Origin of the sequence: Microcoleus sp. OTE_8_concoct_300 (genome assembly GCF_031383065.1) — a bacterium.
GTDB lineage: Bacteria > Cyanobacteriota > Cyanobacteriia > Cyanobacteriales > Microcoleaceae > Microcoleus.
This window is the reverse complement of sequence record NZ_JANMZH010000228.1, coordinates 44,806-56,473: the sequence shown is the minus strand read 5'-3', so window position 1 is coordinate 56,473 and position 11,668 is coordinate 44,806. Positions and strand designations below refer to the sequence as shown.

Below are 11,668 nucleotides of genomic sequence, written 5' to 3'. Positions count from 1 at the left end.
ACTAAGAAATGACAAAAAAATCCATACCCACCCGAAAGTGGGCTGGGCGTCCCGCCCGTCATTTTTGTTGGGGCGGGACGCCCATCCCACAATAACAATTAAAATTGTAAGTTATTTAATTCGCGATCCTTATCTGTATAGCAATCCTAAATGATTATACTCGTTACCAGGAAGAGCCTGGTAACGCATATCCGGAGGAAGAGCCTCCATAGTCTGGGCCGAGGCAGAGCCTCTGGACATCGGTTAAGAGGCAGAGCCTGAGAACCAGTTAACCAGTTATTGAAACTGATGCGAGGATTGCTATAGCGTACTCAGTATTGCCAAAAAATTATTAAGGTGCGATCATATACGCTACCAAGCTGATATTATCTAAAATCTCGGTCAAGACGAGAAGCTATGCGATCGCATATCCAGTATACTCTCGGACTTCCGGTGGATGGAAAGCCAGAACAATGTGGTCTTTGGGCACACCAGCCGCGACGAGTTCAACGGTGATGCCGTCTTCGATGCCGTCATAGTGAATCCAAATTTTTTCTCCGATAATTTGGACATGGGTGACGCAACCGTGAACGCGCTTTTTACGATCCCAACCTTCATTGAAGAGTAGAAAATGAGTTCGATCGGCATCAATGATGACATATTGCTGAATGTCGCCATGACTATAAGAGATAGCAGCATGATCTTTAAGAATTTTCTCAATTGTATCTTGATAAAATTTTAGTCTATCCATTGAACAATCTCCTCTGTTTCTGAATCAAAAATAATCAGGTTAATGCTCTTTTTACGAAGTACCATTTGACATATCTCTTCTGAGAAAAAACCTGCAAATACGGTTTGGGCGATCGCTAGGTAAAGGACTCGTTCTGGATCTTCATCCTCCATAATCAGATAATACAAATCGTATTGACCGAGTGCCTTTTCTAACTCGCTTACAAGTGATGGATCGAGAAAGCTTTTGATTTCTACGGCAATTTTGCGCCCTTGCTTCTCGGCTGCGAAGAGCTTTTTTGCGCCCAAATCAACGTAGACTGAACGTCCGCCAACTCTGAGCTTGAAAGGATCGTTAGTAATTGTCCAACCGTCTTTGATGAGGGCGGTGCAGACAGTATCGTGATAAAAGTCTTTGGCAGGCATAGGGGCTGTTATATTTATCTATCATATACCACATAAGTTCCGCAGAGGTTACGCGATCGCATATCCAGTATGTTCTCGAACTTCGGGTGGATGGAAAGCAAGAACAATGCAATCTTTGGGCACGCCCGAGGCGACGAGTTCATCAGTGATGCCGTCTTCAATCCCATCATAATGAATCCAGATTTTGTCATTGCGAATTTCGGCATGAACCACATAGCCATGAACTCGCAGATGATTTTCCCAACCTTCATGTATCAGCATAAAATGGCTGCGTTAGCGAAGCTTTCCGAAGGAATCGCGGCTGCCCACCACATAGGTAATCACATCCCCATAACTCTCAGGAAGATCCGCATAATATTCGAGGATTTTCTCCAACCTCTCACGCCATGCGTCTAGGGGTTGATATCGTTTCCGGTGGGATGGGAACGATCGAGTCTCGGTCAATAATTCCACATTCCCCCACGGACCACTGCCCATCATTCCAGTGCAACCGGAATTGATATGATTTGCCCTTGCCATTGGGTAATCTCCTCCCTGTTTGAGTCAAAAACGATCGCCCAACAACCCGATTCTGACCGCCGCAATTGCCCAGCTTCTGCTTTTTTGTTTAGGCTGCCTCTATATCTATCCTACACAATGCAAGTTGCGATCGCTCGATCGGCAGCGAATGCTAAACACCCTAGGAAAATGTTTCCCTCCACATTATTACTTATTTTCCCTAGCTGGTTGCCGTATTAGTTCAGCAAAATCTCCAAAAATTGGGCAAAGTTGCAGCCATGTCCCTCAAACGAGTGACACTCATTTGAGGTAACTCAAAAAAGTGACTAGGCGATTGCCTCAAACTTTAGTGAGAATGAGCGCAATGAGGAAAACTCGTCAGCTAGATTTACTAACTGAAGGTAAGGGTGAACTCAAGCTGAAATTAGCGACCACTAAAATTAGCAAAATCCCCCTTATTATAGCCCAACACAACCCTTTGGGCGTTGGTAAGCAGCCCTACTTAACTATTTTTAGGAGAAACACAATGGACCCTATTCTGTATTGGAATGAAGTCGCACTCGAAGCCAATCGCATTAGTTTTACTAACGGAAAGAACGAGCAACCAGGCCCCACTCTAAGTTCTCGCGCTTTGGCTATCGTTCACTTAGCCATGTATGACGCTTATGCAGGGGTACAGGGTAATCCAGTCGATACAGTTAACTTATCTCCTTATCTTCCTGGCTTACCTAGTCCCAAACCCAATGCCTCAGCCAATGCTGCGGTAGCCGCCGCTGCCCACGCTACATTGTCTAGCTTGTATCCCAGTCAAAAATCATTTTTTAATCTGAAACATACTCAAGCAGGTTTACAAGGAAACGGCCTACAAGAAGGTCATGAATTTGGTCTATTGGTAGCTAAAAAAATCTTGGAGAAGCGGCAGGATGATCCTAGCGCTAGCGATGATGGCTATGCTGCATCAGTGGCTGCTGGCGCCCACCGTCCCGATCCAGATAATAGCGATCAAGGTTTTCATGCGCCCTTCTATGGCGCACAATCAAGAGGTTTTGCTGTCACTAACCGTTATGAGTTAAATCCTCCACCTCAGCCAGGGAGTCCTGAGTATATCAACGCCCTGAGACAGGTGCGCGGGAAAGGGATTGCACCTGAATTGATGGGAACTTTGCCGGCAGATATTTCTCCTCGAACTGCAAATGAAACACTCATCGGCATCTACTGGGCCTATGATGGCGCTGCTGAGTTAGGGACACCCCCTCGGTTGTACAACCAGATTGTCCGTGCCGTGGCGATCGCTCAGAATAATACTGTCGATCAAAATGCTCGTCTTTTTGCGCTAGTCAATGCTGCAATGGGAGATGCGGGTATTTTAGCCTGGGATCAGAAATACATTCACGATTTATGGCGACCTGTCGTCGGCATTCGGGAAGACGATCCCTCATTAGGCCCAGCAGCTACTGGCAATAACGTCATCTCTGAGGATGCTGACCCCTTTTGGTTACCACTAGGGGCACCGAATACGAATTCCACCAAGAAAAACGGTACGCCACCTTTTCCAGCCTATCCTTCTGGACACGCTACGTTCGGTGCAGCCGCGTTGCATATTACCCGACGGTTTTATGGCGTAACTAGCTGCAGCGATGACAGCTTGTTTGATGGGATTACCTTGGTCTCTGATGAGTTAAATGGCATTAGCCGAGACAATAAGGGAACTGTCCGACCCAAACACGTTCGCAGTTTCCCTGGTGGGCTGTGGCAAATGATTATCGAAAATGGCCTCAGCCGTGTCTTTTTAGGAGTGCATTGGGTATTTGATGCTTTTGCTCCAGATGATACAGGCAATCCCGACCTCTCTCAGAATATTGGTGGTATTCCGCTTGGACTTCAGATTGCTGACGACATCTATGATAGCGGCTTGAATCTATCGACTGTCGGGCCTCGGAATTAAAACTCTTTGCCCTATTAATCCTATCCCTGGTGCGAGTTAGAGGGGTTAAGCTTTATGTGACAAAGCTTGCCCCTTTACCCGTTTTCTGAGTAAATGGCGATCGCCAGGGATTGTCTAAAATCTTGGTCAAGAGGAGAAGCTATGCGATCGCATATCCAGTATGCTGTCGGACTTCGGGTGGATGGAAAGCAAGAACAATGTGGTCTTTGGGAACGCCAGAGGCGACGAGTTCATTAGTGATGCCGTCTTCAATGCCATCATAATGAATCCATATTTTGTCATTGCGGATTTCGGCATGAACCACATAACCATGAACTCGCAGATGATTTTCCCAGCCTTCATGTATCAGCATAAAATGGTTACGTTAGCGAAGCTTTCCGAAGGAATCGCGGCTCACCACCACATAGGTAATCACATCCCCATAAGTATAAGGAAGATCCGCATAGTATTGGAGAATTTTCTCCAACGTCTCACGCCATTGGTCTACGGGTTGATTTGCGGTTTCCATTGGATAATCTCCTCCGTGTTTGAGTCAAAAACGATCGTGCGAAAACCCGGTTTCTTTACTTAATTATTTTAAGTTGACTGAGATTCTAAGAAACCGGGTTTTTTACCAAATCTGCGGGTTGCAACGAAATATTATCGTAAAAAACCCGGTTTCTGGACCCCCATGCGTAAGCCCTATATAAAATTAATTCGACTGAATTTGCGAATTCAAAACCTTAGAAATTCGATCGCGCGTTTCCTCCAAATGAGCCCGCGTATAAGCATCAGCCTTCCGATCCAAATTCCGAATACTCTTGCTCAAACCCTCCCGCAACTGCCGCAACTCGTACCAAGCCAAACTCCGCGCATCCTCAGGAACATTCGTTTTTCGCAGCACCATTCCGATCAAAATCGCCAAATGTTCCCGCTGCAAAGAACGCCTAAAAGTCGAAATCTCCATCTTTTTATTTGTCGGCTGCAAAACCTCTTTCCAGATATTTTTTTGCACAGTATCCAACACTTCCGGCAACCTCAAAGCAGTTTCCGGCGCTGATTTTAACTCCGCATCCCGCAGCCTCGCCAGCCGCGTCGGAGATAGCAAAACCCGCAACACAAACCGCTGCAAAAAAGTAATTCGATCGCCGATCGGGTAATCTAGAGGAAACACCAAAGCCGGACTTCCCCAGTGTTCCCAGCGCGAAGGCGCCAATTTGTTGAGCAATTCCGGCGCAAAACTAAACGCATCCGGGGCAAAAACGTACTTATCCAGTGTAGCCAAAGCTTCTCGCTGCTGAGAAAGTTCGATCGGCACAAACGGCAACTTCGCATTAGTATCACCAGGGCGAATCCGATTAAACGACTGTCCCCCGACGTACAAAGTAGCATTCATCACCTGCTGAACGTAATACCCAAAAACCGAATCAAACATCACCCGCAGTTCGTTATAACTCTCTTCCCCAACCGGAATTCGCTTTTCTAAACGCTTCCACATCGCCCTAGCATTATCCAATTGCCATTGCGAATACCTCAGCATATTAGCGCTGAGATCGAAGGTATTCGCAGCGGGGTCGAGAATATCAACAGAATCCTCATCCGGCGCGTAAGCTAATGGGGCTTGGGCAGCGCGGCTGGCAATTTGTTGCAGCGCTGGTAAGTCGCTGTTGGGGTTTACGCCGCCAATCACCTTGTAACCGTACTCGATCGCCCAATCGTCGTAAGGCCCTACAATCCTTGGATAATAGTCGCCCTGCACAGTTCCTGCAGGTGCCAAATTAATCGGCACATAATCCATCACCGACGCAATCATACCTTGCGTGTGAGTTACCTGAGTATTGTTCAAATCCTCCGGTTCCAGCATCGTACTCCCGTGAAAATTGTGCCTCAAACCGAGAGTATGACCTACTTCGTGGGCAGTCAAAAATCGGATATATTCATTAACATAATTGTCAATCGCCCCACTGCTAGGCGCTGCATTTTCCAACAATTCCATCGACATTGCCCCGATCGCAAACTGTCGGCTCGATTCCAACCCAAAACACATATCCGAACTCGAAATCAACCGCGATAAAGGATCTCGCTTTTGCTCTTGGTATCTTTCTACCAAAGTCGGCAAATCATCAGCAATTCCACCTCGAGCATTTTCCCCGCTGCTTTTTCCTAAATCCCCATTTTCTAGCACATTCAAATAGCGAGAATATATCCCGAACTGACAGGGATTAGTATTAGAACCGTTTCCCCCTTGAAAACTCTTAGATACCGAGCGATTTTGTTCCACCAAAGACCGATAGCCCTGTTTGAGTTGCCGGACAATATTAGCATCCAAAAGAATGTCAGCATCCAAAATTTCCCCCGTCAGCGGGTTAATACGAGACGGCCCGAGCCCGGCAAACTCAGCCTCAAAAGAACTCGACCAGCGAATAGTATTGTAGCGAACATCAGCCGGGTCCCATTTAGCATTGTCCGGCATTTGTTTGACCTGAATAGCCTCGGTAAAACCTGCCTTTTCAAAAGCTTTGTTCCACTCCAAAACGCCCTCGCGAATTGCGTTTCGGTATTCCACAGGCACATTATTTTCAATCCAAAAGACGATCGGCTGCACCGGAGGCGACAGCGGCGCCGTCGGGATTTGCTTTTGCAAATGCCAGCGATTGATATAGCGCACAAAAGGCTCCCGGCTGCTCTTGTCAGAAAAGTCCTTATATGCTGTGAGAAAATAGCCCACTCGCTCGTCCGCGAGTCTGGGGCGGTAGCCGTTATTTAGCGGCACTTCCGAGAAACTGTAGTGAATGCGGAGGTTAAAAGCCCGACTGTCAGGAATGGAAGGTAAATAGTTAACCGCACTGTCATTATCGCTGGAAAAACCGTAAATAGAAGCAATTTCTACATTCAGCGGAAACGCTTTAACATCTTTAAAATAAGACTTGTCTTCATCTATCGAGTAAGAAGCGCCCAAAATCATCGGCAAAATTGCCTTTACCCCTGGTAAATCGCGCTTTTCGCTCATCAGCAAATCGCCTAAGTCGATCAGCAGAGTTTTTCTTTGCGGATGAATACTTTTGAGCGGCAAAGAATAGAGAATCGACTCGCTAAATGCTCTTTCCACCGAACCAGCTTGTGGGTCGCCCGGACTGGTGCGAAAATTGATATTTGGTATTACAAACTGCACGTTATTTTGGACTCGGCGCAGTTGAAACAAGAAATCGCCGATCGGCATTCCGCTCAAAATTCCCGCTTCCCCCAAGCCCGAAGCCAATGTCACGAAACACAGGAACTTTTTGTCTAGTTGTTGCGGTGTAATTTCCAGATAAACTTTATTAGTTGCTTGATTGCGGTAAAGAGTAAATAATCCCTCTAACTTTTGTGCGTCTTGGACAACCTGTTCAAAGGGTGCCATAGTTTGCTGTTGGCTACTTTGTTCGTTGCTGGGCGGCCCAGATGATAAAGCTAAAGGTAAAAAGAAACCTTTATACAAACTCCAACAGAAAAATGCTAAAGATAATATAAAAAATATCACAGGCAGATTTTTTCTGGCACTTTTTATCTGTGTATTTTTACTCTTTTCAGGAAATATCAATCTTTTCATTTTCAGTATCCAGCCGCAGGGAAGAATAGTTTTGAGATAGGCGCGCCGCACTCGCAAGGCTGGGCTCCTTTAATACCAATTTAAGGTGAAGTTGCACATATCTCGATCCCCCTAAATCCCCCTTAAGAAGGGGGACTTTGAGAAGAATCTTGTCCCCCCCTTATTAAGGGGGGTTAGGGGGGATCAGATTCTACGGGGCCTCATAAAAAATTGGTATAAGTTCTAAAATAACTCAAAACTCAAAAGTCAAAACTATTGTTTCGCCGGCCAGGGAATCATGGGATCTTGAGCCAACCGCTTAGAAACTGCAACAGCACCGTAACGGTTGAGGTGGCTGGGGTCAGAAAAAGATTCCCGCGCCTGGGGCCACAATAAACTTTTATCTAGGAAAATTAGTCCGCTTTGAGCTGCTAATTCTTGCATATATTGCCGGAATTCTTGTTCGTAACCTGTTCGCACCGGGTCTAAATAATCTTCAGTCAAAGGCATATTGATAAACACGAGATTGATGTTGCGAACCTTGGTAAATTCGATCAGATTTTTGAGTGCTACAGTTTGTTCGCCTATCAATTTAAAATCTTGATAGTCGGAGTCGTAGTAGCCAGATACTTTCGGGTGCTTCTGAAAGTAAGTATCGGGATTGAAGCGTATATCGATCGGCAAAAAGCCGTTTGGTTCAAACTCACTGGGTTGTTTACCCGCAGCAGTTGGCTGGGAATTTTCAGTTGTTTGTTGACCCAGGGCTGCGGTTTGGGGGCTCTCGGTTGCAACAGGGGCTGATGGATTGGCGATCGATCGCAAAAACCCTTTGAGTTGATCGCGCTTTTTGTAAGTTGCAGAACCCTCCACCAACTTTTGACTCACCAATTGCTGAACATTAGCTTGAGCTTGTTCCAAATTCTGCACCAATTCAGTGACAGTCGCCACCGGATTTTTTGCACTCGGATTCGATCCTTCGGCATCTAATTCATTGGTGCGGATCAGAAAACTACCCCGGGACAATTGCCTGTAACCTTCCGAAGAAGCGATCGCGCTAAAAGTCAAATCCGGCCGCCCGCTGTTGAGAGCCCTAGCCCCGTCCGCCAACACCAGCAATTTTGGCAATTGTTGCGGCGGCAAAATCCGGCGGATGAGCGAATCTACAACCTGGAGAGTAGCTCCATTAACCCCAAAATTGTAAGCCCTCAGCCCCGGGTAGCCCGAAGCTGCCAAAGCTGTTTCCAACACCGCCGGGTCAATGCCCCGCAGCGCCCTCGAACTACCGACAATTAAAATATCCGGCGGTTTTTTGTGCAGGTGGATGTACTCTTGATAGCGCGCTATCTGCTCGTCAAGCTGCTCGCTCCTCAAAGTCGGGAACACGGGTGCAGCAGAAACATCAGCTACAGGAACGCTAGTATTTCCCGGTTTCGTAAACCCTGAGCCATTGAAAGCCTCTTCCCCGTTCGCTTCGGGCAACGGCTGCAACGGAATTTGAGGCAAATTCACCTCAGAAGAAGGGGGAACGGGGTCGGGGGTTTCGTTCGCAAGTGGGGCTGTAACGTCGCTAAAAGCCTTGGGGGAGGGATTTTGACAATTTTGATCGCTGCAAACTTCCGAGGCGCTAGGAGCTTGACTGACCGTCGCAGATTGCAGAAATAGACCCAGGAGCCAATCGGTATTGAAAGTCAGCAGACAGCCGGCGATCGCCCAAATCAAAGCCATGCTGGCGGCGCGATCGGCTCTCACGCCCCCGGGAGCTCCTGCATTTGTTGACAAACCATCGTTGGGAACAAACAAACCCGAAGCGACAAGCGGTTGGACTACAGCTTGAACTAACTGCTCGCCCAGATTGTATCCGGGGAGTCTGATTTTGAAGCGGGGCCGCCAGGAGTTGGGCACGGGCGCATCGAACACCAAATTCTCGCCCAAACCCGAAAAACTCCCATCCTCCGCCGGCGCAAACTCCGGCACTGGTTCCTTTTCCAAGACAGCCAGTTGCGAGGGAGCCGGTGCGGGTGCCGCCGCTGATTTCTCGTCAACCGCGGTTCTGAGGTCAATTGCGTAGCGCCACAGGGGCTGTTTCTGGCCGGCGCGGCGCCCGTAGACTCGCACCCCTGCCACTCCCGGAATTTGTAACTGCCGCAAGAATTTAGCCACCGGCGGCCCTACCTTCGACTGAGAAGGGCAAGTCAGAGCTTCTGTCATGACGTGCAGCACGTCGGCTTTTTGTAGCACGAGGGCCCGAATCCCTCCAGTTTCCAGCTTGCGTCTGAGACTGGGGTTTAGCAACCTGTTCAATAAAAAAGTCAGAGCCAATTGGTCGCCCTCTGCCGCCAGGGTTCTGGCGCTCGCCGCCAAGTCGGGGTGGTGGGCTGCAGGCAAGTCCACCCAGTCTATCCACACCGGCGACTGCGGATTTGCCTCTTGGCCGCTGGCTGGTTCTACGCCGTAGATAGTGGCTGCGCGGAGGCCTTGGGGCGCGAAGGAGGCTAACAAAGGGGCGATCGTGTCGGTGGTTTGCTGCCGATCGGGGTATTCTTGCCGTTTAGGCTTTTGTCCTTTTTTGGCAGTTTTGCTGCAAAACAGGTGGAGGGTGGCTTCTTTGAGGGTGGCCCGCACTTCGACTCTCGATGGTGCCAAGTGTTGGTTTAGCAGTTTGGCGATCGCAGGTACGTCTCCCCACCTGGCCCATTCCTTGAGAATTTTGTCCGGCGAAGTCAAATCCACCCGCAGCAGCCAGTCCGCCTTCGCTTCGCCGCTCACTTGGCTGCAGATCACGGCTTCGCGGAAATCCTCTAGTTGTAGTTTCCGCAGCCTGCTAGCGATGGGTTCTGCCAGCAAGGAGGGGTCGGGGCTGTAAGCTGACTCGCACAGCACCAGCAGCCGGCGTTCCTTGGGCTTGATATTTTCTGGCGTATTGACCGGCAGGGTTTCCCGGCTGCTTTTGAGTTCTTTTTCGCGAATGCTTACTTTCACCGAAACTCCCATCGGCCCGAGGATTTCGCTGAGATAGCTGGCGATCGCCTCTGGATAGCCCCGGCGCGCCAAAGTTTCCGGCGAAACCCTCAATGTTCCAGCGAGCTCGCCCTCGCCTGAGTCGGCTTCGGGGGATTCAATCAAAGCCACCGCGCCACGGTTGTTCGCCTCATGCTGCGGGGGAACGGCGGAACTAACAGCGAACCTCGTCGCTGCAGTCGCGGTATCGATCGTCACGGGGGAAGTTTCAAAAACTTCTGGGTATTGAATCCGTGCGGCGACGGGCAGACTTTCGGCGTCAAAATCCAATTCTTCCCGTACTTGCGGCGCGTGGGTCGATGTTTCTACCGGTTTTTGTGTCTGTTTGAGTTTGCGGTTTTCATTTTTAAATTTGCCGAATAATCCGCCTCTTTTTGGGCGATCTGGCGGTTCGCCGTCGGGGTGACTCGCTGGCGGCGGCACAACGGCCACTTTTGGTTGCGGTTGCTGTGGCTGTTGCTGTCGCCCAGCACTGCTGCAATCGAGTCGGACTGTCCAGTCATTTTGTCGGGAACCGAGTTTGCGGCCGCACAGGAACAACTGGTAAATTTTAGGTCGATCGGGCAGAAGTCGCGTTAAATCAGTTTGTTCGATCGCCAGAGTAAATCTCGCCGTCACCAATTCTTGAGACGGACACTGCGCTGCTTCGCACAAAATGTGCAGGTGATTTCCCCGCAAACGCGCTTGTACTTGAACTTCCGGAAGCCCTAAAGCTTCCCCGGCCCACTGCGAGGCGGTCGATCGATTGTCTGCCAATATGCTCCCGTTCGCCTTCAACATGAAACTCTAAATTTGGTCAAGGCTGCTTTCGTCTTCTACAGATAGCACATTTCGTCCGTATTTTGGCATATATTAGGCTTCACTTAGGCGAAGTCATCAGTCATTGGTCCTTAGTAATTATTAGGAATCGCACCCCACTATAGGGGTTCTCAAGCGTGGTGAGGTAGGCCCACCCAGGCCTATTCCCACCCAGGCCTATGCCTTATGCCAGATAGTACCTCATGTTACTGACAAAGGCTATACATATAGTGTGTCTGCCTCCTGGACTGTACAACCTAGTTTCCAAAGCCTTTACTGTTGTTGCGATCGGTTTTTTCGTATTTTTGCGAACAAATTATAGCCTTTCGAGCGAAAGATGAGGTACTATCCGGCATAGGCCTCCGTGGCCTGGGTGGGCATAGGCCTGGGTGGGCATAGGGGATACCTCACTTTTTTGAGAACCGCTATAAGTTACTTTTTATACAAACCACGAAAAAATCAGTTTTGCGATTGCCAACTCCCAACCCTCAAACGCCCAAACTTCCTAATGTGAAACTTCACGGTATGGAAGATAGATAAAAGTTGCCATAAAGTTTGCTTGAATACTGCCCAAACCCATTGACTTCAATAAAAGTTATTGATATTCTCAAAGTTATCAATTCACAACAGCCATAAAAAAAACAACTTATTGCGATCGCCTCAAACTTTAGATCCGCCACTTTGGCCGATTTTGACCTATTGAGATCGCATCTTATGTTCGCCAGGAA

At 48.6% G+C, this 11,668-nt stretch carries 9 protein-coding genes; 1 reads left to right on the top strand and 8 read right to left on the bottom strand.

Annotated elements, in window-relative coordinates; all coding sequences use genetic code 11:
- Nucleotides 1-394 precede the first annotated feature (394 nt).
- Genes ACUVJL_RS11100 through ACUVJL_RS11085 form a run of 4 tightly spaced genes read right to left on the bottom strand, consistent with a single transcriptional unit; the run spans nt 395 to nt 1,653 of the window.
- Nucleotides 395-730: a XisI protein gene (locus tag ACUVJL_RS11100; RefSeq protein WP_445245893.1), complete on the bottom strand. Its 336-nt coding sequence runs from the start codon at nt 728-730 to the stop codon at nt 395-397.
- Nucleotides 718-1,134, bottom strand: coding sequence for an element excision factor XisH family protein (locus tag ACUVJL_RS11095; protein ID WP_333227949.1), 417 nt, complete (start codon nt 1,132-1,134; stop codon nt 718-720). Before ACUVJL_RS11095 ends, ACUVJL_RS11100 begins: the two co-directional genes overlap by 13 nt.
- A 48-nt stretch (nt 1,135-1,182) precedes the next feature.
- Entirely contained in the window at nt 1,183-1,395 is a 213-nt protein-coding gene (locus ACUVJL_RS11090) for a XisI protein (RefSeq protein ID WP_445245892.1), read from the bottom strand.
- 12 nt (nt 1,396-1,407) lie between these two features.
- The gene (locus ACUVJL_RS11085) at nt 1,408-1,653 is read right to left on the bottom strand and encodes a hypothetical protein (protein ID WP_445245891.1); all 246 of its coding nucleotides are present in this window, start codon (nt 1,651-1,653) and stop codon (nt 1,408-1,410) included.
- 505 nt (nt 1,654-2,158) lie between these two features.
- On the opposite strand from ACUVJL_RS11085, the gene ACUVJL_RS11080 reads away from it, so the two are divergent.
- Nucleotides 2,159-3,577, top strand: coding sequence for a hypothetical protein (locus tag ACUVJL_RS11080; protein ID WP_445245890.1), 1,419 nt, complete (start codon nt 2,159-2,161; stop codon nt 3,575-3,577).
- A gap of 139 nt (nt 3,578-3,716) precedes the next feature.
- Here the strand turns inward: ACUVJL_RS11080 and ACUVJL_RS11075 are convergent, their stop codons facing one another.
- The 4 genes from ACUVJL_RS11075 to ACUVJL_RS11060 all read right to left on the bottom strand — a co-directional run bounded on the left by ACUVJL_RS11075 (nt 3,717) and on the right by ACUVJL_RS11060 (nt 10,922).
- Complete coding sequence (locus ACUVJL_RS11075) at nt 3,717-3,929, bottom strand: XisI protein (RefSeq protein ID WP_445245889.1); 213 nt, start codon at nt 3,927-3,929, stop codon at nt 3,717-3,719.
- A gap of 12 nt (nt 3,930-3,941) precedes the next feature.
- The gene (locus ACUVJL_RS11070) at nt 3,942-4,085 is read right to left on the bottom strand and encodes a hypothetical protein (RefSeq protein WP_445245888.1); all 144 of its coding nucleotides are present in this window, start codon (nt 4,083-4,085) and stop codon (nt 3,942-3,944) included.
- 183 nt (nt 4,086-4,268) lie between these two features.
- Nucleotides 4,269-7,145, bottom strand: coding sequence for a zinc-dependent metalloprotease (locus ACUVJL_RS11065; protein ID WP_445245887.1), 2,877 nt, complete (start codon nt 7,143-7,145; stop codon nt 4,269-4,271).
- Between the two features lie 252 nt (nt 7,146-7,397).
- The gene (locus ACUVJL_RS11060) at nt 7,398-10,922 is read right to left on the bottom strand and encodes a hypothetical protein (protein WP_445245886.1); all 3,525 of its coding nucleotides are present in this window, start codon (nt 10,920-10,922) and stop codon (nt 7,398-7,400) included.
- Between the last annotated feature and the right edge of the window lie 746 nt (nt 10,923-11,668).

Excerpts from the sequence above, each read along its gene's own strand:
- ACUVJL_RS11100 (WP_445245893.1), bottom strand. The coding sequence starts at position 730 with ATGGATAGACTAAAATTTTATCAAGATACAATTGAGAAAATTCTTAAA.
- ACUVJL_RS11095 (WP_333227949.1), bottom strand. The coding sequence starts at position 1,134 with ATGCCTGCCAAAGACTTTTATCACGATACTGTCTGCACCGCCCTCATC.
- ACUVJL_RS11090 (WP_445245892.1), bottom strand. The coding sequence starts at position 1,395 with ATGCTGATACATGAAGGTTGGGAAAATCATCTGCGAGTTCATGGCTAT.
- ACUVJL_RS11085 (WP_445245891.1), bottom strand. The coding sequence starts at position 1,653 with ATGGCAAGGGCAAATCATATCAATTCCGGTTGCACTGGAATGATGGGC.
- ACUVJL_RS11080 (WP_445245890.1), top strand. The coding sequence starts at position 2,159 with ATGGACCCTATTCTGTATTGGAATGAAGTCGCACTCGAAGCCAATCGC.
- ACUVJL_RS11075 (WP_445245889.1), bottom strand. The coding sequence starts at position 3,929 with ATGCTGATACATGAAGGCTGGGAAAATCATCTGCGAGTTCATGGTTAT.
- ACUVJL_RS11070 (WP_445245888.1), bottom strand. The coding sequence starts at position 4,085 with ATGGAAACCGCAAATCAACCCGTAGACCAATGGCGTGAGACGTTGGAG.
- ACUVJL_RS11065 (WP_445245887.1), bottom strand. The coding sequence starts at position 7,145 with ATGAAAAGATTGATATTTCCTGAAAAGAGTAAAAATACACAGATAAAA.
- ACUVJL_RS11060 (WP_445245886.1), bottom strand. The coding sequence starts at position 10,922 with ATGTTGAAGGCGAACGGGAGCATATTGGCAGACAATCGATCGACCGCC.